General features: G+C 54.4%; 25 protein-coding genes, 1 pseudogene and 1 other annotated feature. Of the genes and pseudogenes, 18 read left to right on the top strand and 8 right to left on the bottom strand.

What is annotated here, in order from left to right:
- Positions 1 to 235 precede the first annotated feature (235 nt).
- Complete coding sequence (locus AFL22_RS17320; RefSeq protein ID WP_033757844.1) at positions 236 to 484, top strand: YciN family protein; 249 nt, start codon at positions 236 to 238, stop codon at positions 482 to 484.
- A 31-nt stretch (positions 485 to 515) separates the two neighbouring features.
- Here the strand turns inward: AFL22_RS17320 and sohB are convergent, their stop codons facing one another.
- Positions 516 to 1,562, bottom strand: a complete 1,047-nt coding sequence (sohB, locus tag AFL22_RS17315; RefSeq protein WP_010244469.1) for a protease SohB — start codon at positions 1,560 to 1,562, stop codon at positions 516 to 518.
- A gap of 173 nt (positions 1,563 to 1,735) precedes the next feature.
- Between sohB and AFL22_RS17310 the strand changes: the two genes are divergently transcribed.
- Together AFL22_RS17310 and cobO are read left to right on the top strand one after the other, a co-directional pair.
- Positions 1,736 to 2,497 carry a YciK family oxidoreductase gene (locus AFL22_RS17310; RefSeq protein ID WP_010670249.1) on the top strand — a complete coding sequence of 254 codons (762 nt, stop codon included), beginning with the start codon at positions 1,736 to 1,738 and terminating at the stop codon, positions 2,495 to 2,497.
- Positions 2,497 to 3,087 (top strand): cob(I)yrinic acid a,c-diamide adenosyltransferase, encoded by a 591-nt coding sequence (cobO, locus tag AFL22_RS17305; RefSeq protein ID WP_010670250.1) that lies wholly within the window; start codon positions 2,497 to 2,499, stop codon positions 3,085 to 3,087. The genes AFL22_RS17310 and cobO overlap by 1 nt, the downstream gene beginning before the upstream one ends.
- Before the next feature lie 54 nt (positions 3,088 to 3,141).
- Here cobO and rluB read toward each other — a convergent pair whose 3' ends face one another.
- On the bottom strand, positions 3,142 to 4,032 hold the full coding sequence (gene rluB / locus AFL22_RS17300) for a 23S rRNA pseudouridine(2605) synthase RluB (RefSeq protein WP_010670251.1): 891 nt from the start codon (positions 4,030 to 4,032) through the stop codon (positions 3,142 to 3,144).
- Between the two features lie 779 nt (positions 4,033 to 4,811).
- On the opposite strand from rluB, the gene AFL22_RS17295 reads away from it, so the two are divergent.
- Complete coding sequence (locus AFL22_RS17295) at positions 4,812 to 5,459, top strand: hypothetical protein (protein WP_010244455.1); 648 nt, start codon at positions 4,812 to 4,814, stop codon at positions 5,457 to 5,459.
- A 10-nt stretch (positions 5,460 to 5,469) separates the two neighbouring features.
- On the opposite strand, the gene AFL22_RS17290 is transcribed toward AFL22_RS17295, so the two are convergent.
- Both AFL22_RS17290 and AFL22_RS17285 read right to left on the bottom strand, forming a co-directional pair.
- Entirely contained in the window at positions 5,470 to 6,090 is a 621-nt protein-coding gene (locus AFL22_RS17290; protein WP_003853883.1) for an L-threonylcarbamoyladenylate synthase, read from the bottom strand.
- Positions 6,091 to 6,102: 12 nt separating this feature from the next.
- Positions 6,103 to 7,020, bottom strand: coding sequence for a PHP domain-containing protein (locus AFL22_RS17285; protein ID WP_197276788.1), 918 nt, complete (start codon positions 7,018 to 7,020; stop codon positions 6,103 to 6,105).
- Between the two features lie 120 nt (positions 7,021 to 7,140).
- Positions 7,141 to 7,242 (top strand) — a sequence feature (Trp leader region).
- A gap of 23 nt (positions 7,243 to 7,265) precedes the next feature.
- Between AFL22_RS17285 and AFL22_RS17280 the strand changes: the two genes are divergently transcribed.
- The 6 genes and pseudogenes from AFL22_RS17280 to AFL22_RS17250 all read left to right on the top strand — a co-directional run bounded on the left by AFL22_RS17280 (position 7,266) and on the right by AFL22_RS17250 (position 14,293).
- Entirely contained in the window at positions 7,266 to 8,831 is a 1,566-nt protein-coding gene (locus tag AFL22_RS17280; RefSeq protein WP_010670253.1) for an anthranilate synthase component 1, read from the top strand.
- Positions 8,831 to 10,425: pseudogene (gene trpD, locus AFL22_RS24540) on the top strand (bifunctional anthranilate synthase glutamate amidotransferase component TrpG/anthranilate phosphoribosyltransferase TrpD). Before AFL22_RS17280 ends, trpD begins: the two are co-directional and overlap by 1 nt.
- A 2-nt stretch (positions 10,426 to 10,427) precedes the next feature.
- Positions 10,428 to 11,789 (top strand): bifunctional indole-3-glycerol-phosphate synthase TrpC/phosphoribosylanthranilate isomerase TrpF, encoded by a 1,362-nt coding sequence (gene trpCF / locus AFL22_RS17265; RefSeq protein WP_010244438.1) that lies wholly within the window; start codon positions 10,428 to 10,430, stop codon positions 11,787 to 11,789.
- Between the two features lie 46 nt (positions 11,790 to 11,835).
- A complete protein-coding gene (gene trpB, locus AFL22_RS17260; protein ID WP_010244436.1) occupies positions 11,836 to 13,026 on the top strand; it encodes a tryptophan synthase subunit beta in 1,191 nt (396 codons plus the stop codon).
- Positions 13,026 to 13,829: a tryptophan synthase subunit alpha gene (trpA, locus tag AFL22_RS17255; RefSeq protein ID WP_052271807.1), complete on the top strand. Its 804-nt coding sequence runs from the start codon at positions 13,026 to 13,028 to the stop codon at positions 13,827 to 13,829. Before trpB ends, trpA begins: the two co-directional genes overlap by 1 nt.
- A 149-nt stretch (positions 13,830 to 13,978) precedes the next feature.
- The gene (locus AFL22_RS17250; RefSeq protein WP_010244430.1) at positions 13,979 to 14,293 is read left to right on the top strand and encodes a BON domain-containing protein; all 315 of its coding nucleotides are present in this window, start codon (positions 13,979 to 13,981) and stop codon (positions 14,291 to 14,293) included.
- A gap of 57 nt (positions 14,294 to 14,350) precedes the next feature.
- Here AFL22_RS17250 and ompW read toward each other — a convergent pair whose 3' ends face one another.
- Complete coding sequence (gene ompW / locus AFL22_RS17245) at positions 14,351 to 15,022, bottom strand: outer membrane protein OmpW (RefSeq protein WP_108912490.1); 672 nt, start codon at positions 15,020 to 15,022, stop codon at positions 14,351 to 14,353.
- 213 nt (positions 15,023 to 15,235) lie between these two features.
- On the opposite strand from ompW, the gene AFL22_RS17240 reads away from it, so the two are divergent.
- The 4 genes from AFL22_RS17240 to yciA are packed head-to-tail and all read left to right on the top strand — an operon-like array spanning position 15,236 to position 17,486.
- Positions 15,236 to 15,652 carry a YkgJ family cysteine cluster protein gene (locus tag AFL22_RS17240; RefSeq protein ID WP_010670256.1) on the top strand — a complete coding sequence of 139 codons (417 nt, stop codon included), beginning with the start codon at positions 15,236 to 15,238 and terminating at the stop codon, positions 15,650 to 15,652.
- Positions 15,653 to 15,679: 27 nt separating this feature from the next.
- Positions 15,680 to 16,414, top strand: coding sequence for a YciC family protein (locus tag AFL22_RS17235; RefSeq protein ID WP_010244420.1), 735 nt, complete (start codon positions 15,680 to 15,682; stop codon positions 16,412 to 16,414).
- A 51-nt stretch (positions 16,415 to 16,465) separates the two neighbouring features.
- Positions 16,466 to 17,005, top strand: a complete 540-nt coding sequence (locus AFL22_RS17230; RefSeq protein WP_010244416.1) for a septation protein A — start codon at positions 16,466 to 16,468, stop codon at positions 17,003 to 17,005.
- A 58-nt stretch (positions 17,006 to 17,063) separates the two neighbouring features.
- Positions 17,064 to 17,486 carry an acyl-CoA thioester hydrolase YciA gene (gene yciA, locus AFL22_RS17225; RefSeq protein WP_010244413.1) on the top strand — a complete coding sequence of 141 codons (423 nt, stop codon included), beginning with the start codon at positions 17,064 to 17,066 and terminating at the stop codon, positions 17,484 to 17,486.
- A gap of 36 nt (positions 17,487 to 17,522) precedes the next feature.
- Here the strand turns inward: yciA and tonB are convergent, their stop codons facing one another.
- The gene (gene tonB / locus AFL22_RS17220; protein WP_029519101.1) at positions 17,523 to 18,278 is read right to left on the bottom strand and encodes a TonB system transport protein TonB; all 756 of its coding nucleotides are present in this window, start codon (positions 18,276 to 18,278) and stop codon (positions 17,523 to 17,525) included.
- A gap of 197 nt (positions 18,279 to 18,475) precedes the next feature.
- On the opposite strand from tonB, the gene AFL22_RS17215 reads away from it, so the two are divergent.
- Both AFL22_RS17215 and AFL22_RS17210 read left to right on the top strand, forming a co-directional pair.
- Positions 18,476 to 18,772 (top strand): YciI family protein, encoded by a 297-nt coding sequence (locus AFL22_RS17215; RefSeq protein WP_010244407.1) that lies wholly within the window; start codon positions 18,476 to 18,478, stop codon positions 18,770 to 18,772.
- A 77-nt stretch (positions 18,773 to 18,849) separates the two neighbouring features.
- A complete protein-coding gene (locus AFL22_RS17210) occupies positions 18,850 to 19,035 on the top strand; it encodes a hypothetical protein (protein ID WP_010670260.1) in 186 nt (61 codons plus the stop codon).
- A 224-nt stretch (positions 19,036 to 19,259) separates the two neighbouring features.
- On the opposite strand, the gene ycgZ is transcribed toward AFL22_RS17210, so the two are convergent.
- Positions 19,260 to 19,502 (bottom strand): regulatory protein YcgZ, encoded by a 243-nt coding sequence (ycgZ, locus tag AFL22_RS17205; RefSeq protein WP_010670261.1) that lies wholly within the window; start codon positions 19,500 to 19,502, stop codon positions 19,260 to 19,262.
- A 448-nt stretch (positions 19,503 to 19,950) separates the two neighbouring features.
- On the opposite strand from ycgZ, the gene AFL22_RS24085 reads away from it, so the two are divergent.
- Entirely contained in the window at positions 19,951 to 20,178 is a 228-nt protein-coding gene (locus AFL22_RS24085; RefSeq protein WP_228312651.1) for a hypothetical protein, read from the top strand.
- Between the two features lie 54 nt (positions 20,179 to 20,232).
- Here the strand turns inward: AFL22_RS24085 and AFL22_RS24080 are convergent, their stop codons facing one another.
- Entirely contained in the window at positions 20,233 to 20,406 is a 174-nt protein-coding gene (locus AFL22_RS24080; protein ID WP_003853917.1) for a YciY family protein, read from the bottom strand.
- Between the two features lie 170 nt (positions 20,407 to 20,576).
- On the opposite strand from AFL22_RS24080, the gene cls reads away from it, so the two are divergent.
- A complete protein-coding gene (gene cls / locus AFL22_RS17195; protein ID WP_010244396.1) occupies positions 20,577 to 22,037 on the top strand; it encodes a cardiolipin synthase in 1,461 nt (486 codons plus the stop codon).
- Positions 22,038 to 22,054 lie beyond the last annotated feature (17 nt).

Below are 22,054 nucleotides of genomic sequence, written 5' to 3'. Positions count from 1 at the left end.
TTATGCAACTGCATGATAAAGAGTGCTTTTTCTATCTGAACTCATCGCACATCCTGGTGCAAAATCCCTGAAATCGGAATCGCCCACACTCTACCTGATAAAATCTGTTACGCAACTTAATTAGCACTCAGCCCGGACTTACGCCAGGTTTTCATCGATTACACCGATTTGTCACAGCGTGTGACTCGCCAGTAATATAGAAAGGATTGGAGTACTGTCAAACAGGAGTCAATAAATGCAGAGTTCAACTCAGGCTATTTCCCGCCAGGCGTTGCTGGAAAAGGCCAATGCGCTGATCAAAGAACATGATGATTATTTAGCGGGAATGCAGGCGGATGAGGTGATTCAGCAGGGAGAAGTGCTGGTATTTCGCGGACCGTTTTTTCTCGATGCCGATGGAGTGCCGACGGCTAAAACCACGGCGGTGTTTAACGTGTTCAAACACCTTGCCGTGGTGCTGTCGCCGCTCTACCACCTGGAATGAAAAAACCCGGCGCAGGCCGGGTTTCGCATCATCAGAGCAGTGGCTTTTCGCCGCGCTGCCAGAGTTTCAGCAGCAGGCGCTCTGCCACCGAGCCGGCGCTCTGCGTAAAGCGATCCATCACCTTACGGCGGCGGGCATAATGCACGCCGAGCACGCTGAACTTATCCATCTGACGGATGATCAGATCATCGCTGGTGCCGATTTCGTCAACCAGGCCGAGGTCCAGCGCCTGGCGGCCATACCAGTGTTCACCGGTTGCCACCTGATCGATGTCGAGTGACGGGCGCATCTGGTGGACAAACTGCTTGAACAGCAGGTGCGTTTCGTCGAGATCTTCCTGGAATTTCTCACGTCCCTCTTCGGTGTTTTCACCAAACAGCGTCAGCGTGCGCTTGTACTGTCCGGCGGTATGCAGCTCAATATCAATATCGTTCCGTTTCAGCAGGCGGTTGAAATTGGGGATCTGCGCGACTACGCCGATGGAGCCAATAATCGAGAAAGGTGCCGCGACAATGCGATCGGCTACGCAGGCCATCATGTAACCGCCGCTGGCCGCCACTTTATCCACGGCCGCCGTGATGCGCAGACCCTGATCGCGCAGACGCTGCAGCTGCGAGGCTGCCAGGCCATAGCCATGAACTACGCCGCCAGGGCTTTCAAGACGCAGCAGCACTTCATCGCCAGGCTGCTTGACGGCCAGCACGGCTGAAATCTCTTCGCGCAGTGAGGTCACCTCATGGGCGTCCATGCTGCCTTTGAAATCGAGTACATAGAGTGTGGGCTTAGCACTGTCTGTCTGCCCCTGCTTCGCCGCCTGCTTTTCCGCTTTGGCTTTCAGCTTTTCACTTTTCTTATGATTTTTCAGCCAGACTTTTTGTGCCTGAGGCTTCATTTTTGCCAGCTGCAAATCCTCTTTCATCTGTTGATAGTCATCATCCAGATGAGTCAGTCGAAGCTGACCGTTTTGTGCCCGTTTGCGTAACGCGGCATTCATCACAATCATGACAATCACAGCGACGGCAACCACCAGTGTCACCACTTTCGCTAAAAACAGTCCATACGTTGAAATAAAATCCATAGGTCGCCTTAGTAAACTGAGAATCAAAAACAGTTCGCCAGTTTAGCCGTTTTGCCCCGCTTCGTCGCCTGAAATGCCAGCAGCTGGCACAGAATGGGTGGGTTGGCGATTGCGCCCATTCGTAAATTCAGGCATAAAGCGGAATCATGCTGTTTTCGCTGGAGGACCCCGCTGTGCATTATCAACCGAAAAGCGACCTGCTCAATCATCGCATTATCCTGGTCACTGGCGCTTCAGATGGCATTGGCCGGGAAGCGGCGCTGACTTATGCCCGCTATGGCGCAGAAGTGATCCTGATGGGCCGTAACCCTGAGAAGCTTCAGCAGGTCGAACAGGCGATCAATCAACTCAATCTCTGCCCTGCTCACACTGTGGTGTTCGATCTGGCCGAAGCGACACCGGAACGTTGTCAGCAGGTGGCAGAACAGCTGGCACAGCAGTTTCCGCGTCTTGACGGCGTGCTGCATAACGCCGGTATCCTCGGTGAGATTGTGCCGCTGGCTGAACTTGACCCACAGGTCTGGCAGCAGGTGATGAACATCAACCTGGACGCCACCTTCTTCCTGACGCAGGCGCTGTTGCCGCTGCTGTTAAAATCAGATGCCGGTTCACTGGTGTTTACCACCTCAAGCGTGGGCCGTACCGGTCGCGCGGGCTGGGGGGCTTACGCCGTCTCTAAATTTGCTACCGAAGGCATGATGCAGGTACTGGCTGATGAGTATAAGAACCAGTCGCTACGGGTGAACTGTATTAATCCGGGCGGGACGCGAACCAAAATGCGTGCCAGCGCGTTCCCGCAGGAAGATGCCAATAAGCTGAAAACCCCTGCCGATTTGATGCCGCTCTACCTTTATCTGATGGGTGATGACAGCCGTCGTAAAACCGGGATCAGCTTTGATGCCCAGCCAGGCAGAAAACCGGGAGCCGCTGAATAATGGCTGACGATCGTCATCAACAGCGTCAGCAGCGGTTAAAAGAACAGGTAGATGCGCGTATTGCTGCAGCCACGGAGGTTCGTGGCATCCTGATGGTCTTTACCGGCAATGGCAAAGGCAAAACGACTGCGGCCTTTGGCACCGCACTCCGCGCCACCGGTCATGGCAAACGCGTGGCGGCTATCCAGTTCATTAAAGGTGACTGGCCGAATGGCGAGCGAAACCTGCTGGAACAGCACGGTGTTGAATTTCAGGTGATGGCAACCGGCTTTACCTGGGATACGCAGAACCGCGAAACGGATACCGCTGCCTGTCTGGCGGTGTGGCAGCATGCAAAACGGATGCTGGCCGATGAGCAGCTGGATCTGGTGGTGCTCGACGAAATCACCTATATGGTCAGCATGGATTATCTGCCACTGGAAGAGCTGATAGCGGCCCTGCAACAGCGCCCGGCGCATCAGAGCGTCATCATTACCGGACGTGGCTGTCATCGCAGCCTGACTGAGATGGCGGATACGGTGACTGAGATGCGGCCGGTTAAGCACGCTTTTGATGCCGGAATACAGGCTCAGCAGGGAATTGACTGGTAACAGAAAAAGAAAACGCAGCCCTGGGGCTGCGTTTTTAGCGATCGGGCAACGTGATTAACCGGAGTTACGTTTGCTGCCCGGATTGCGGCGTGGTGCACGTGGGGTGCTGCTCACTTTACTGTGACGTTTCACGGCACGACGAATCTGGTTCGCTTTGGTGCGACGACGATCTTTTTCGACCACCAGTTTGGTGACCGTTTCATCATCCATCTCCACCAGGTTACGCAGGTAGTTAACCGCAGGCAGATCCAGTTCGGTCCAGCCACCGCGTGGCAGGCCTTTTGGTAAGGTGATATCGCCGTAGCGAACACGCATCAGACGACTGACCTGCACGCCGACCGCTTCCCATAAACGACGCACTTCACGGTTACGTCCTTCGGTCAGGGTCACGTTGTACCACTGGTTGATCCCTTCTCCACCGCCAAATTTCAGGGTTTTAAAGGCAGCCGGGCCATCTTCCAGCTGAACGCCCTTGCTCAGCTGACGAATTTTATCATCGTCGACCTGACCAAAGACGCGCACCGCATATTCACGTTCCACTTCACGGCTCGGATGCATCAGGCGGTTCGCCAGTTCACCGTCAGTGGTGAAGAGCATCAGACCACAGGTGTTCACATCCAGACGGCCAACGGCAATCCAGCGTGAACCGCGCAGACGAGGCAGACGGTCAAATACCGTTGGGCGCCCTTCAGGATCGCTGCGGGTACAGAGTTCACCTTCTGGTTTGTAGTAAGCCAGCACGCGGCAAACTTCGGTTGCTGATTCAGCAATCGAGACCAGATGGCCATCAATACGGATTTTCAGAGATTTGCTGCTTTCAACGCGGTCGCCCAGGGTGGCGATCTTGCCGTCGACGCTGACACGGCCAGCGGCAATCATTGATTCGATTTCACGACGCGAGCCATGACCGGCACGCGCTAAGACTTTCTGTAACTTTTCGCTCATTGAGCTTCCTCTTTGTCGCCTTCCCAGGCGTCACGGTAGGGTGATAATTCTTTCTGAATCAACAGGTTAACCTATTAATTCGGCCCCATTATACAGGCATTTACCCCTGAAGTAACGCGCTTTATGAGTGGGTCTGAAGCGAATTAAGAAGGGTCAGCCTCTGATAGTTTTAGATCTGATAATATCTGACGCTGATTTAAATAATCCCCGTGCATCTGACAGGAATAAGATTAATAAAATGCATGTATTAAAAACTTTATAGCTGCTGACAATTAAATTTTCTAACCACTTTAGTTTCATCAACGTAATGTTCTGGTGATAAAAACCTTAACACTATCTTACACTTTCGCTGGTTTTCCCTTGCTTTTATTCTTCTTAAAAAAACATTAAAGTTAGCACAAACAACTGTTTTAATGACTTAATCCATTATAACCGCTCGGTAAATACAAAAAACCCAGATTTTTTCTAACGAAGATTTATTTAAGGCTTTATTTTCAAGGACATTTGATTCTTATTAGCTTTAATAAATTGTACGACACTATTAAGCTGATATACTTTATTCCTGTAGCACAATAAAAAGCAGGGCTCACGACAGAGGGGTCTTGCAACAATGAAGTCCGGCTTTTGTTATTCGTTTATAAAAATAGTCTTTTTAGATTAATCCAATAAACCGGCGCATCCGGAGTTGTTGCGTTAATACGGTTCAGTGATGAACCTTGCTTGCATGTCAAAAATCTTCACCAGGGATTTCCCGACATGCCTGAATAAAGAAACCCATCATGAAAAACCTGTTGCTGTGCCCGGTGCTTGCTGCACTGGTGCTGAGCGGGTGTTCTGTGGGCCATACTGAGTACAGTCGTACGGCGATGCAGCACGTAGATATGAGCGTGACTGGCATTCCGACGATCCTCGGTCTCGGCACACTGGGCACCAGCATTCCTCTGACGCCTGAATATAGCCTGACAGCTGCGCACGTTGCCAAAACTGCCGTGCAGCGCGTCAAGTCTTATCACCCTTATTGCGACCTTGCGATTATTTATCACAAGAATGACGCCAGCACGCTGACTAAGTTCCGCAGCAGCGACATCGGCGATCCGGTTAAAATGTATGGCTACAGTTTTATTTCAGCGATGCCGGTTGAATCGACCGGAGTTAATTTAGCCCGTACGGCTATTCGGAATAACTGGAATAAAAGTCCCTGTATAGCCATGGCCTCCAATGCAGGTGTTGTTCAGGGGATGTCGGGCGGCGGCGTTTATAACCGTGATGATACGCTGGGCGGCGTGATTGTTGGCTATTCTGACTCGATTAAAAATGGGCGTAATAACAAAGTGATCCTGAAAGATGTGTCACTTTATATTCCTTACGGCCAGTTCAAAAGCTGGTTAGAGTCGAATCTGGCCCAGACACCGACACGCGGTGCCTGAGCCTGAGGGCTTACAGGAACGGGCGAGTATCACCTACTCCTTCACGCACAATTTCCGGCGCATCGGTGGTCAGATCGACCACCGTGGTCGGCTGCTGGCCCAGCGTGCCGCCGTCGATAATCAGATCGACCAGCTTGCCGATGCTGTGCTGGATCTCTTCCGGATCGGACTCGGTGAAATCGTTGCCCGGCAGAATTAATGAGGTCGACATCATCGGCTGATTCAGTGCTTCCAGCAGCGCCAGCGCCACGGGATTAGAGGGCACGCGCAGACCAATGGTCTTACGTTTTTCATTCATCAGGCGGCGCGGCACCTCTTTGGTCGCCTTGAGAATAAAGGTGTAGTTGCCTGGCGTGTTGTTTTTCAGCAGGCGAAACGCTGAGTTGCCCACCTGCGAATAGACCGACAGCTCAGAGAGATCCCGGCACATCAGGGTAAAGTTGTGGTGCCCGTCGAGCTGACGGATACGACAGATACGCTCCATCGCGCCCTTCTCCTCCAGCCGACAGCCCAGCGCATAGCCGGAATCGGTTGGATAAACAATGACGCTGCCTTTGTTCAGGTAGTCAACCGCCTGATTAATCAGGCGAGGCTGCGGGTTGTCCGGATGAATATGAAACAATTGACTCATAGAAACCTCGTGTCACCTTTCCGTGATTGCCAGGCTGGGAGCCAGATCCGGGAAGCGCTCCCAGACCGGCTCAACCGCCGCGGGCAGCCAGAGTTTGCGGCCCAGTTCAATCCACGGACAGGGTTGATGAAAATCAGAACCTTGTGATGCGGCCAGTTCATTATCTCTGGCGTATTGCGCCAGCGTCGTGCGCTCATTAGGTGGCTGCTGGCACTGCGCGACTTCCATCGCATCACCGCCCACTTCGCGGAAATGGGCGACCAGCCGTTTGAGCCACTTTGCCGATAAACCGTAACGGCCAGGATGCGCCAGCACGGCGCAGCCACCAGAATGATGAATAGCATCAATAGCTTGTTTAATTGTACACCATTGTGGCGGCACGTAACCGGTTTTGCCACGCGCCAGATAATTTTTGAACACCTGTGCCATATTCTCTGCTTTACCCTGCTCAATCAGGAAGCGGGCAAAGTGACCGCGGGTAATGATGCCGCCATCAGCCAGTCGCGTCGCTCCCGCTAGGGCATCCGGGATACGTGCCTTCGCCAGTCGCTCACCAATCTCTTCTGCACGTGCTTGCCGACAGGCATGTTGTCCGGCCAGAAACGCCACCATCGCCGGATGGCGGATATCAATGTTCAGTCCCACGATGTGAATCTCATGGTTTTCCCACAGGGTGGAGATTTCTGCGCCCGCCAGCACTTTTATCGGTAAACCGTAATCGATTGCCGTTTGCTGCGCTTCATCAACCCCTGCAACGCTGTCGTGATCGGTGATCGCCAGTACGCCGACGCGCATCTCAACCGCTCGCTGCACCAGGGCGGCTGGGGTCAGTAAGCCATCGGAGGCACGCGTGTGGCTGTGTAAATCATAAACCGGGAAACGGGCGATATCGCTCAAGAGAACTCCTGCAAAAACTAAACCGGCCAGCATGATAACGATTTTCACGGTCAGTGAAAAAGTGTATTGACATTTCCGCTCTGAACCCGTTAACTAGTACACAAGTTCACACGTAACGGGTATTCAATCATGGCTGTTGTAATCACGCATTTAAACGGTTGGCGCAATGTTCCCGAAAACGGGCGACAGGGTCGTGCACACTTTGCGTAAACGCTGTGCTAATACCTGAGCCCGCCACCGAGCGGGCTTTTTTTTGAGCGAAATTCAGAGAAATCATCATGCCAAATGCGAAACCTACAGTGAAGTTGATTACCGGCACCGCACCCTACCGCGAAGATCCGGCCGCAGTGTTTCACCAGCTGTGCGGCGCACGTCCGGCAACCCTGCTGCTTGAATCCGCTGACATCGACAGCAAGCGCAACTTAAAAAGCCTGCTGATTGTCGACAGCGCGCTGCGCGTCAGCGCAATGGGCAACAATGTCACCGTTCAGGCGTTGTCAGAAAATGGCCGCGCCCTGCTGCCGCTGCTGGATGAGGCCCTGCCTGCGTCGGTCAGCAATCAGGTTCGTCCCGATGGACGCGAGCTGACTTTTCCGCAAAGCACCGACCATCAGCAGGATGAAGATTCCCGCCTCAAGGCCCTGTCGGTGTTTGATGCTTTGCGTCTGATTCCACAACTGGTCAACTCCCCTGCCGATGAGCGCGAAGCCGTGCTGCTGGGTGGCCTGTTTGCTTATGATCTGGTTGCCGGTTTTGAAACCCTGCCGGAGCTGGATAATCAGCAACGCTGCCCTGACTACTGTTTTTACCTGGCAGAAACCTTACTGGTGATCGATCACCAGACCCGCAGTGCGCGTCTTCAGGCCAGCCTGTTCTGCCCGTCCACCAGCGAGTTCCAGCGCCTGCAGCGCCGCATCGAGCAGTTGCACGGCCAGATGCTGCAGCCGGCACCGGCTCTGCCGGTCCAGCCGGTTGAACAGATGACGCTGACCACCAGCCAGAGTGATGAAGAGTATTGCGACGTAGTACGAACACTTCAACAGGCGGTTCGCATCGGCGAAATTTTCCAGGTCGTGCCGTCACGTCGCTTCTCGCTGCCGTGCCCGTCGCCGCTGGCTGCTTATGAGACACTGAAAAACAGCAATCCCAGCCCCTACATGTTTTTCATGCAGGATCAGGATTTCTCCCTGTTTGGCGCGTCGCCGGAGAGTTCGCTGAAGTATGACGCTACCTCCCGTCAGATTGAGATCTACCCGATTGCCGGTACCCGCCCGCGTGGCCGCCATGCTGATGGCTCACTGGACCGCGATCTCGACAGCCGCATTGAGCTGGAGATGCGTACCGACCATAAAGAGCTGGCTGAGCATCTGATGCTGGTGGATCTGGCGCGTAACGATCTGGCGCGTATCTGCGTGCCCGGCAGCCGTTACGTGGCTGACCTGACCAAAGTTGACCGCTACTCGTTTGTGATGCATCTGGTTTCCCGCGTGGTGGGTACGCTGCGCGCGGATCTCGATGTGCTGCACGCTTATCGTGCCTGTATGAACATGGGCACGCTGAGCGGAGCACCAAAAGTTCGCGCCATGCAGTTGATTGCCGGGGCTGAACGCACCCGTCGCGGCAGCTACGGCGGCGCGGTGGGCTACTTCACCGCCCAGGGCGATCTCGATACCTGTATCGTTATCCGCTCCGCCTATGTAGAAGATGGCGTCGCCACCGTTCAGGCGGGCGCTGGTGTGGTGCTGGATTCTAATCCGCAGGCTGAAGCTGATGAAAGCCGCAACAAAGCGCGCGCCGTACTGCGCGCTATCGCGACTGCCCATCACTGCAAGGAGATCTTCTGATGGCCGATATTCTGCTGCTCGATAACATCGACTCTTTTACCTATAACCTGGTTGACCAGCTGCGGACCTTTGGTCACAACGTGGTGATCTATCGTAACAACCTGCCCGCCGAACTGCTTATTGAACAGCTGCAGCGGATGGAGAACCCGGTGCTGATGCTCTCTCCCGGTCCCGGCGCGCCAAAAGATGCTGGCTGTATGCCGGAGCTGCTGCGGGTGCTGCGTGGTCGTCTGCCAATTATCGGTATCTGTCTGGGTCACCAGGCGATTGTCGAAGCCTATGGCGGCCATGTGGGCCAGGCAGGCGAGATCCTGCACGGCAAAGCCTCTTCAATCGACCATGACGGCGAGGCGATGTTTGCCGGTCTGAGCAATCCGCTGCCGGTGGCGCGCTATCACTCGCTGGTGGGCAGTAACACGCCGGAAGAGCTGACGGTGAACGCCAGTTACAACGGGATGGTGATGGCCGTTCGCCATGAAACCGATCGCGTATGCGGGTTTCAGTTCCATCCTGAATCGATTTTGACTTCTCAGGGCGCGCGCCTGCTTGAGCAGACGCTGGCCTGGGCGCTGGCGAAGTAACAGGGAGAATAAACATGCAACAGACACTGGAAAAACTTTACCAGGCGCAGACGCTGAATCAGGCTGAGAGTCATCAGCTGTTCAGCGCCATCATTACCGGACAGCTGGAGCCAACGCAGCTCGCTGCCGCGCTGATCGCCATGAAGGTGCGCGGTGAAACGCCGGAAGAGATCGCCGGAGCCGCCACCGCACTGCTGGAAGATGCCAAACCTTTTCCCCGCCCTGATTATGCGTTTGCCGACATTGTGGGCACTGGCGGCGATGGCAGTAACAGCATTAATATTTCGACTGCCAGCGCCTTTGTCGCCGCGACCTGCGGTCTGAAAGTGGCGAAGCACGGCAACCGCAGCGTCTCCAGCAAATCGGGCTCCTCCGATCTGCTGGCTGCCTTTGGCATCAATCTCGATATGCCTGCTGACCGGGCGCGCCAGGCGCTGGACGATCTGAATGTCTGCTTCCTGTTTGCGCCGCAGTATCACACCGGTTTTCGCCACGCGATGCCGGTCCGCCAGCAGCTTAAGACCCGTACGCTGTTTAACGTGCTGGGTCCGCTGATCAATCCGGCACGCCCGCCACTGGCGGTGATTGGCGTCTATAGCCCGGAACTGGTGATGCCGATTGCTCAGACGCTGAAAGTGCTGGGTTATCAGCGCGCGGCGGTGGTTCACGGTGGCGGAATGGATGAGGTGGCGCTGCACGATGTAACCCATGTGGCCGAACTGCGTGAAGGTGAAATTACGCGCTATCAGCTCTCGCCAGAGGACTTTGGTTTTGGCTTCCATCCCAAAGAGGCGCTGGCGGGCGGCACGCCGGAAGAAAATCGTGACATTCTGACCTCTTTACTCCAGGGTAATGGCCAGCAGGCCCATGAGGAGGCCGTCGCCGTCAACGTGGCGATGTTGCTTAAAGTATTCGGTCAGGAAGATCTGCGTGAAAACGCACAGCAGGCGCTTAACGCCATCCGCAGCGGACAGGCTTATGAGCGTGTCGTCGCACTGGCAGCAAGAGGATAATCATGAAAGGCACCGTGTTAGAAAAAATTGTTCAGGACAAAGCGATTTGGGTTGAAGCCCGTCAGCAGCAGCAGCCTCTCTCTACCTTTCAGAACAGCATTGAACCTGCCAGCCGTCATTTCTACGATGCGCTGCAGGGTGCAAGAACCGCGTTTATCCTGGAGTGTAAAAAGGCCTCTCCCTCGAAAGGCATTATTCGTGAGGATTTCGATCCAGCCGCCATTGCCGGGGTCTACCGCCATTACGCTTCCGCGGTATCTGTGCTGACCGATGAGAAATATTTTCAGGGCGACTTCGCCTTTCTGCCGATTGTCAGCGCGGCCATCACCCAGCCGGTGCTGTGCAAAGATTTTATCATCGACCCCTATCAGATCTATCTGGCCCGTTACTACCAGGCTGATGCGATTCTGCTGATGCTGTCAGTGCTGGATGATGAGCAGTATCGTCAGCTGGCCGCCGTGGCGCACAGCCTGAAGATGGGCATTCTGACTGAAGTGAGTAATGAAGAGGAACTGGAGCGGGCTATCGCGCTGCAGGCCAAAGTCGTGGGTATCAACAACCGCGATCTGCGTGACCTCTCTATCGATCTTAACCGCACCCGTCAGCTGGCACCGCGCCTGTCACACGGCGTCACGGTAATCAGCGAATCAGGCATTAACAGCTATGCCGATATTCGCGAGCTGAGCCATTTTGCCAACGGCTTCCTGATTGGTTCTGCACTGATGGAAGAAGCCGACCTGACCGCAGCGGTGCGTCGGGTCACGCTGGGCAGCAATAAAGTGTGCGGCCTGACCCGTGCCGAAGATGCGCGTGCCGCCTATGAAGCCGGGGCAATCTATGGTGGGCTGATCTTCGCGGAAGGTTCCCCGCGCCAGATTGACACCGCTACGGCGCAGACCGTTATCGCTGCGGCCCCGCTGCGCTACGTCGGCGTGTTCCGCAATGCCGCTATGAGTGACATTGTCACGCAAGCCGGTGCGCTTTCACTCTCTGCGGTGCAGCTGCATGGCAACGAGACGCCGGCGTTTGTGGCTGAACTGCGTGCGGCTCTGCCAGCAGAGATTCAAATCTGGAAGGCGCTGCGCATTGAAGGCACCTTGCCGGCGCGCGACTGGCCTCATGTTGACCGTTATGTGTTTGATAATGGCGACGGTGGAACCGGACAGCGTTTCGACTGGTCGCTGTTGCAGGGACAGACGCTCAACAATGTTCTGCTGGCCGGTGGCCTGAGCGCGGATAACTGTGTTGAAGCCGCGCAGCTCGGCTGTGCCGGCCTGGACTTCAACTCTGGCGTGGAAAGCGCGCCTGGCATCAAAGATGCCCGTAAAATTGCCGCTGTGTTTCAGACACTGCGAGCCTACTGATTTGCCTGGCCTGCTCAACGGCGGGCCCGAGAAAGGAAGATAAAAAATGACGTTACTTAATCCCTACTTTGGCGAATTTGGCGGAATGTATGTTCCGCAAATCCTGATGCCAGCCCTGCGCCAGCTGGAACAGGCGTTTGTCGACGCCCAGAAAGATCCTGAGTTTCAGGCCGAGTTTACCGACCTGCTGAAGAACTATGCGGGTCGGCCTACCGCCCTGACGCTGTGCAAAAACCTGACTAAAGGCACCAAAACCCGCCTCTATCTTAAGCGTGAAGATCTGCTGCACGGTGGCGCGCACAAGACCAACCAGGTGCTGGGTCAGGCGTTGTTAGCCAAACGCATGGGCAAAAACGAAATTATTGCCGAAACCGGTGCGGGTCAGCACGGCGTAGCTTCAGCGCTGGCCTGTGCGCTGCTGGGCATGAAATGCCGCATCTATATGGGCGCAAAAGATGTGGAGCGTCAGTCACCCAACGTCTTCCGTATGCGTCTGATGGGCGCAGAAGTGATCCCGGTGCACAGCGGCTCCGCCACGCTGAAAGATGCCTGTAACGAAGCGCTGCGCGACTGGTCCGGCAGCTACGAGACATCACACTATATGCTCGGCACCGCGGCGGGTCCGCATCCCTTCCCGACGATTGTGCGTGAGTTCCAGCGCATGATTGGCGAAGAGACTAAAAAGCAGATTCTGGAAAGAGAGGGGCGCCTGCCCGATGCGATCCTCGCCTGTGTGGGCGGCGGCTCCAATGCCATCGGCATGTTTGCCGACTTTATCGATGAGACCAGCGTGAAGCTGATCGGCGTAGAGCCTGCGGGCCACGGCATTGAGACCGGCGAGCATGGCGCACCGCTCAAGCACGGTCGCGTCGGCATCTACTTCGGTATGAAATCGCCGATGATGCAGACCCATGATGGCCAGATTGAGGAGTCTTACTCGATCTCTGCCGGCCTCGACTTCCCGTCGGTAGGCCCGCAGCATGCGCACCTGAACAGCATTGGTCGTGCGGAATATGTCTCCATCACCGATAACGAAGCGCTGGCCGCCTTTAAACAGCTCTGTCGCGATGAAGGTATTATTCCGGCGCTGGAGTCATCCCACGCCCTGGCGCACGCCATGAAAATGATTCAGGCCGAGCCGGAAAAAGAGCAGTTGATTGTGGTCAACCTCTCTGGCCGCGGCGACAAAGATATTTTCACCGTTCATGACATTTTGACAGCGCAGGGAGAAATCTGATGGAACGTTACAATCAACTGTTTACGCGTCTGTCAGCGAATAACGAAGGGGCTTTCGTTCCTTTTGTTACGCTGGGCGATCCGTCACCGGAGCTTTCACTGCGCGTGATTGATGCCCTGGTTGAAGGAGGCGCGGATGCACTGGAGCTGGGTATTCCCTTCTCCGATCCCCTTGCAGATGGCCCGACCATCCAGAATGCGACGTTACGCGCCTTTGCGGCGGGCACCAACACCAGCCAATGCTTTCAAATGCTGGCCACTATCCGCCGTAAGTATCCGGATCTGCCGATTGGATTGCTGATGTACGCCAATCTGGTCTTCACCAACGGTGTGGATGAGTTCTATGCCCGTTGTGCAGAGGCGGGTGTGGATTCGGTGCTGGTGGCGGATGTGCCCGTTGAAGAGTCCGCGCCCTTCCGTCAGGCGGCGCTGCGTCATGGCATAGCACCCATCTTCATCTGTCCGCCTAACGCCAGCGATGAGCTGCTGCGTGAGATCGCTTCACACGGACGGGGTTACACCTACCTGCTGTCGCGCGCGGGCGTGACCGGTGCTGAAAACCGCGCCAGCCTGCCGTTGCAGCATCTGATCGACAAGCTGCGTGAATACCATGCAGCCCCGCCGCTGCAGGGCTTTGGTATCTCTGAGCCTGAACAGGTTAAGGAAGCGATCGCCGCGGGCGCTGCGGGCGCGATCTCCGGCTCTGCGATTGTCAGAATCATCGAAAAACATCATTCAGAGCCTGAGGTGATGCTGAGCGAGCTGAAGAACTTTGTCAGCCGTCTTAAAGCCGCCAGCCGTTAATCCTGCCAGCATGCCTTATCGCGCGATAAGGCATGATTTGTTTCCTTTTTTTTCATTCCCCCATTTGCCCTTTTTGCAAAATCTGCACCACAATGACAATGCGCCGTTACGGTAACGTCGCATCCATTTTGTGACAGGGAGAGAAAGCAATGAAATTCGTTAAACTGCTGACAGGTGCTGTACTGGCGGGCGTGGTTGCGCTGACACTGAGCGCCTGTGCGCCAACCGCAACCAAAGAGGGAACCGGTGGCTATATTGATGACACCGTGGTGACCACAAAAGTTAAAGGTGAACTGCTGAAAGATGACTCGCTGAAATCAACTGAAATCAACGTAGAAACCTTCAAAGGTAAAGTTCAGCTGAGCGGTTTTGTTTCATCACCACAGATGGCTAACCGTGCCGTTCAGGTTACGCGCAGCGTGGCGGGCGTGAAGTCCGTTGTTAACAATATGCAGATCAAATAACGTCTTAACAGACAAAAAAAGGCCGCTGATTCAGCGGCTTTTTTATTATCTTTATCCTCAGAAACGGTAACCCGCTCCGAAGAAGAAGACCCAGGGATCGATGCGCATATTGATATTCTGCTGCTCGCCACCCGCTTTAAACTTCACTTCCGTATCAATATCCATGTACCACACCGACGCATTCAGCATCCAGTCACGGTTAATCTGATAATCCAGACCGACCTGACCCGCCACACCCCAGGAATCCTTCACGCTGAGATCGGTCAGGCCCGCATCGCGGCCCGTCTGGTTGAAATCGGCATCGTAAAAGGTGGTGTAGTTGATACCTACGCCAACGTAAGGACGCGCTTTGCTCTTGCTATCAAAGAAGTAGTACTGCGCCATCAGCGTAGGCGGTAACTGGCGTACCGTTGCCAGTGTTCCGGTCGGGCCCAGGCCCACCTTGTGACGGAACGGTGTGGCGGCCAGTAATTCGACACCAATGTTGTCCGTTGCCATGTAAGTAAAGGTCAGGCCCAGCTGCGTGTCGTTGGATGCGCTGAACTCGCCCATCCCTAACACATTATCGGAACCTTCGGTGGGCCGGACGGTGGCACTACCGGCACGCATAAAGAAGTCGCCTGCTTCGTGGGCCATCGACAGCTGAGGGAAAGCCAGAGCCAGCAGCATCGCGCATTTTGCCAGTTTCATCATCACTCCTTTGCTTAATGTTAATGTCGCGAACGTCATCGCTTTTTGCTGGCAAATATTTAACGTGATTTACAGAAAATTGCACTCTGTACCCTTCAGATAAATTACTTAAAAAACAATGAATTGATTTAGATCAATTTCGGCTCGGGCTGGCGCAGCAAAATTCCCCTTGCTGAATAATTTCGCCAGGCCTATTTTGCTTATCTTCTCTGGTGATTTTGGTTCGATGCCCTGGGAGGGGCGGGTGATCAAATGAGTGAAATAACTAACCCTTGTGTCAGCTGTGGCGCCTGCTGCGCCCATTTCCGCGTCTCATTTTACTGGGCCGAAGCCGATGATGCAGGCGGCCCGGTGCCGACCGCATTAACCGAACCGCTCAGCCTGTTAATGCGCAATATGCGTGGAACGAACGATCGCGCGCCGCGCTGCGTTGCCCTTGAAGGCGACATTGGCGGCTGTGTCTCCTGCGGAATTTACGAACAACGTCCGACGCCCTGTCGGGAATTTTCGATGTCGGGAGAAGCGGGTATCCACAATGAAGCCTGCGATCGCGCCCGCGCCCGGTATGGTCTTCCCGCCCTTTTTTCCCCATCTTTACCTGTCATGACAGAAAGTTATGCCGCAGCGGGTGCCCGCGAGCTGTCAGAACATGTACAATCGCCGGGTTAATTAACCCGGTTCCTCAAAGGAGTGTACATGTCTATCACGGCAAGCTCGTTATACCGTGACACAGGAAATTTCGCGCGCCATCAACTGGCTACGGTGCTGTTGATGTCGCTGCTGGCCGCTTTTATCACCGTCATGCTGGTGCATGTGCTGACGCCAGGTGCCGATCAGATGGCCCTCCTGCAACAGGGTGACGATAGCGCCGGTTCGCTGTTTGAGATGGTGCAGAATATGTCACCGGAACAGCAGCAGGTGCTGCTGCGCGCCTCGGCGGCCAGCACCTTCGCTGCGCTGATGGGGAACACGCTGCTGCTTGGCGGAATGCTCTATCTGATCCCGATGGTCTCTTCCGGCCAGCGTGTCAGTGCGTTGCGGGCGATTGGTGCTTCAGCGCCGCTGCTGCCAAAGCTGCTGCTGCTCACCTTCCTGATGACGCTGGTGGCGCAACTGGGCTTTATGGTGCTGGTGGTGCCAGGCATTCTGCTGACGATTCTGCTGTCGCTGGCTCCGGTGATGGTGGCCAGTGAGAAGATGGGTGTCTTTGCCGCCATGCGGGCCAGCATGCGGATGGCGTGGAAGAATGTGAAGCTGATTGCCCCCGCGATTCTGCTCTGGCTGCTGGCCAAAGTGGTGGTGATGCTGTTCTTCTCTTCGCTGACGGTTTTACCGCTGAATGTCTCGTCGGTGATTTTCACCGCGGCAGGCAATGTGGTTTCGGCGATGTTGATTATCTATCTTTATCGGCTCTATATGCTGTTACGTTGATTGACGATGTGCCTTCGGGCACATTTGCAGCCAACTCTGAATGGAAAAACTATGAAGCAGCTACTCGACTTTCTTCCCCTGGTGGTCTTTTTCATCTTCTACAAGCTGTATGACATTTTTGTCGCCTCGGGCGCGCTGATTGTCGCGACCGGTCTGGCGCTGGTTGTCAGCTGGGTGCTCTATCGCAAGCTGGAAAAGATGACGATTTTCACCTTTGTGCTGGTGGCGGTTTTTGGCACCCTGACGCTGGTGTTCCACAACGATGAGTTCATTAAGTGGAAAGTCACGGTTATCTACAGCCTGTTTGCCGCCGCCCTGCTCTACAGCCAGTGGTTTATGGAGCAGACGCTGATTCAGCGCATGCTGGGCAAAGAGCTGCAGCTGCCCGACGCGGTCTGGCGCAGGCTCAACGTTGCCTGGGCGCTGTTCTTCTTTATCTGCGGCCTGGTAAACATCTATGTCGCCTTTTGGTTATCTCAGGCGTTTTGGGTTAACTTTAAAGTGTTCGGTCTCTCCGGTCTGACCTTACTGTTTACCCTGCTCAGCGGGCTTTACATCTGGCGACAGATGCCGCAGCAGGAACAAAAATAATCATCTGCCCGGTCCGCCGGGCATTTTTTTAGCATTCACCTGCATAGAAGTGGAAGCAATGGGCGAAAAACATACATTGCCGAAAGGCGAAATGGTGCTGCGTACGCTCGCCATGCCAGCAGACACCAACGCCAACGGCGATATTTTTGGTGGCTGGCTGATGTCACAGATGGATATGGGTGGCGCTATCCTGGCGAAAGAGATCGCTGAAGGACGCGTGGTGACGGTTCGCGTCGACGGCATGTCATTTATGAAGCCCGTCGCGGTGGGCGATGTGGTGAGCTGCCATGCGAGCTGTCTTCGTACCGGCAACAGTTCCATGACGATTAATGTGGAAGTGTGGATCAAAAAAGTGTCGTCTGAGCCGATTGGACAAACTTACATTGCGACGGAAGCGGTGTTTATTTATGTGGCGGTCGACAATGAGGGTAATTCCCGTCCTCTGCCAGCCGGTCGCGCCAACCAGCAACCCGGCGAATGAAAAACAGGTCAGGCTGTTTCAGCCTGACCTGACGCTTTATTCTATGCTGGCCCCACCATTAATCTTAAACACGATATTCATGGTCAGACCCTGCCCTGGCCGTCCGCTCTGATAGCGCCACTTTTTCATCGCCTGCTTAACTTCACGCTCAAACATATTGCGCGGCTCAGCAGAGAGGATCTGGATGTTATCCACCCGTCCCTCACTGTCCACATCAAACTTCACCCGTACCCGCCCCTCTACACGCAGTGCAAATGCGCGTTGTGGATAGCCAGGCTTACTGACGTTCAGTGCTTTTGGGCCGGTTGAGGCCGATGAGGTGGGTGACGGCGTAGATTTTGGCGCCGTGGTCGGTTTGTTCTGCGTCGCCGGGGCTTCCTGCTTAAACGGATCGGCCTGCGGTTTGCTCTCCTGACGCGGCTTCACCTCGCGTTTAGGCTGCTCCCGCTTGTGCTCTGGTTTCGGTTTGGGCTTTGGCTTAGGCTCAGGTTTGGGAATCGGCACCGGCTCCGCTTTCGGCGGTTCGGGCACGGGCTGAGGTTCCGGCACCGGTTCAGGTTCTGGCTGAGGTTCTGGCTGTGGTGCAGGCGGCTCCACGATGGCCGGTGCAGGCTCAGGCTGGACTTCAGGGGCGACCATGGTAACGCTGATGGGCTGCGACGCTTTGGGCACCTCAATCACCTGCTGGAATGAAGCATACAGAATTCCGGCTATCACGGCCCCATGCAAAGCAACAGACAACAACATGGAGACAGGCGTGCGTTTAGGTAATGGCATAGTCAGCGTGGTCATAACAGTCGCAGTGATTGAATGAAGCAGCGATTTTAAATGCAAATAGCAATCAGTTTCAATAACTCCCGCCATCCCGCCTGAAGAAAAGCGCTTTTTAGCCCTTTATGCTGAGCCATTCACCACTCTGAGGTTTCGTTTGCACTCTGAGGGGCAATCCCTTAACGTGTTGCGAAATTCTGGTTAATGGGAGTTCCTTAGTGCTTTACGTCATTTATGCAGAAGATACTGCAGATTCACTGGAAAAACGTAACGCCGTGCGCCCTGCCCATCTGGCACGGCTCAAACTGCTGCAGGAAGAGGGACGCCTGATCATTGCAGGCCCGATGCCTGCTGTCGATAGCAACGATCCTGGTGTAGCGGGTTTTACCGGCTCAACCGTGATTGCTGAATTCCCGTCATTAGAAGAAGCACAATCCTGGGCACAGGATGATCCCTACTTCGCCGCGGGCGTCTATAAGCAGGTTTCGGTTAAGCCGTTTAAACGCGTCTTCTGATCGTGACTCAGCATTGAAAATGGCTTCTGTGCCTGGCACAGAAGCCATTTTTATTTTGATCGTTCAAGAGAGGAAAGATGCAGATAATCATTCTGGGGCTACTGGCCATTATCGCTTTACTGATCGGAAGCGCGGTTTATCTCTGGCGAACTCAGGGCTGGCGTAATAAAAAGCAGTGGATTGTCATGCTGATCGTGCTGGCGGCGGCACTGCAGCTGGTGAACGTAACGCTGATGATGACGACACAACGTCTCGCTGGTTAATCAGACCTGAGGTTTCATTGCGACAGAGCAGTACATCACTCTCTGTCGCAGCAACCGGCCGGTCTGAATATTCTGCCTCGCGAATAAACGCAGCGACCAATTGATCTTAATAAATTAAAGCGTTGTTCTGAACGACATTGATAATAAACCGGCAGTACACCGGCCTGGTCTTTCAGTAATACACGCTCTTTAATATCCCGCCACTGGCTATTTTCAGCGATGAGTTAACCGCGATCCAGAATCAGGCCAATCAGCGCATGATAGTGCTGTTCTTCTTCCGGGCTGGTGACATGCTGTAAGCGGCTGATCAGTTTTGAGCAGATCGCTTTACGATTCAGACTACGGCCCGAACTGATAATTTCCGTCACGACGGAGCCAAGAATGGCCTGTTGTGAGGGCTGCGCGGCGCTGTGTAAATACGCGGAGATGTCAGAGACTGAAGCGGGAATACGAACGTTAGTCTGCATGGTTGACCCTCATAGGATTCATTTAAGATTAATAACCGATGCGATAAAGTTATACAACAACGAGCTATCTGTACAGATATTTAAGTTAAAAAATCAGATCGTCTTGTTTTAATGAGAACAAACCCATAAATAACAGCACATTACAACACTGTAAAGTTGTACAACTTTTTAGCCTGCTGTTTTTATCCTGTTAATATTCCCTCTTTAGTCCGCGCCTGCATGACCTGTTTTACTATTAAAAAATGATCTTTCCGTCCTTTTTTTAGTATTAAAGAGGAATTATCTCGCAGAGCTGTCTACATTTACCCCTTGTGAGTTGAACCTCTGAATGGATGCACAGCACAGTCGCGGGCACATTATGCATAAAACTTATTCTGGCCAGTCCCTTACATTGCTCGACCCGCTGTTATCCCGGCTCCTTTCTATTGTTGACCCCAAAATAGAAGTAATGAGTGGTTACCCTGCTAATTGCTCAGTGTGGCTCACTGTCTATTATCAGCGTAAATCGCGTCAGTGGTCTTACGAATGGTACGATCGTGTGGGTTACCACAGGCCGACTGAGCTGGGCAGCTCAATGGAATGTCTGATGCGCGAAGTCAGCGATCGTGGCGCGTCGCATCAGGAGCACCTGATAGCGCGACGGGCGATGGCAGAATCGGTTTTTTTTGAAGCCTGATTTGAAGTCTGAATAGCCTGCTTTGACCGACAGGCTGAATTCACCGGGCTTTCGCTATATTATCTGCGTAATAAACAGAATCGAACGACGCTGCTGTTGTGCCAGCTGATGGCGAATGCAGTGGATACGCTTATACCGCCGCGACTGCCCTTCCAGCCAGCGTGAGCGGCGGCGATGCACCTGCCGTAACATTCTCCAGCGCGCCACTTCATTTCTGCTTCGTTTCATCACTTCCTCTCTGACGTCATACACACGAGATATACGCGAGGGCATTATAGAGATCTCTGCGGTAATGCCAAATCGGATCCTTCATCGAGGATGTCCGGGATAAAGGGTTCCGTTAGCCGTCATCTGCACGTAAACTTGCCGGACGAAAGCGCGAACGGGATGTCCACTTTATGACCACTTTTTATACCCTGATCAGCTGGTTGCTGGTGTTTGGTTACTGGCTGCTGATCGCCGGGGTTACGCTGCGCGTGTTGATGAAGCGACGGGCAGTGACATCCGCGATGGCCTGGCTACTGGTTATCTATATTCTGCCGCTGGTAGGGATTATCGCTTATCTCTCTTTTGGCGAACTCCATCTGGGTAAACGTCGTGCAGAGCGCGCCCGCACCATGTGGCCATCCACTGCCCGCTGGCTTACTGACCTTAAGCAGTGCCGTGAAATTTTTGCCACCGAACACAGTGACGTTGCGCGTTCGCTGTTTGAGCTTTGCTACCATCGTCAGGGCATCGCCGGGGTCAAGGGCAACCAGCTGCAGCTGCTCACCAGCGCCGACGACGTGATGCAGGCGTTGATTCGTGATATCCAGCTGGCCCGCCACAACATTGAGATGGTGTTCTATATATGGCATCCCGGCGGTCTGGCGGATGAAGTGGCGGAATCGCTGATGGCGGCATCACGCCGTGGCGTTCATTGCCGTCTGCTGCTCGACTCTGCGGGCAGTGTTACCTTTTTCCGCAGCCCCTGGGTCGGCATGATGCGCAATGCCGGAATCGATGTGGTGGAAGCGTTGCAGGTCAGCCTGCTGCGCGTCTTCCTGCGACGGATGGATCTGCGTCAGCACCGCAAAATCGTACTCATTGATAACTACATCGCTTATACCGGCAGCATGAACCTGGTCGATCCGCGCTTCTTCAAACAGAGCGCGGGTGTCGGTCAGTGGATTGACCTGATGGCGCGAATGGAAGGCCCGGTTGCCACCGCGATGGGGATTGTTTTCAGCTGCGACTGGGAGATAGAGACCGGCAAACGCATTTTACCGCCGCCGCCCGATCGCAACATTATGCCGTTTGAACAGGAGAGCGGCCACACCGTGCAGGTGATCGCCTCCGGTCCCGGCTTCCCGGAAGATATGATCCATCAGGCGCTGCTGACTGCGGTCTATTCGGCACGTGAACAGTTGATCATGACCACGCCCTACTTAGTGCCGAGCGACGATCTGCTGCATGCTATCTGTACGGCGGCGCAGCGTGGCGTCAATGTCAGCGTGATTGTGCCTCGTCACAATGACTCGCTGCTGGTTGGCTGGGCCAGCCGCTCCTTCTTCAGTGAGTTGCTGGAAGCGGGCGTGAAAATTTATCAGTTTGAAGATGGCCTGCTGCACACCAAAAGCGTGCTGGTCGACGGACAACTGAGCCTGGTGGGAACCGTGAATCTCGATATGCGCAGTTTATGGCTGAATTTTGAAGTGACGCTGGTGGTTGATGATGCGGGTTTTGGCAGCGATCTCGCCTGTGTGCAGGATGACTATATCGCCCGTTCCCGCCTGCTGGATGGCAAGCGCTGGGCAAAACGTGCCTGGTGGCAACGCATCGTCGAACGACTGTTTTACTTCTTCAGTCCTTTACTGTAAAACGAGCCAGATTGTGT

Source organism: Pantoea sp. CFSAN033090 (assembly GCF_001264395.1).
In the GTDB taxonomy this organism is placed as follows: domain Bacteria; phylum Pseudomonadota; class Gammaproteobacteria; order Enterobacterales; family Enterobacteriaceae; genus Pantoea; species Pantoea agglomerans.
Note: the sequence above shows the minus strand (reverse complement) of the source record. Positions and strands in the feature narration are given on the sequence as shown.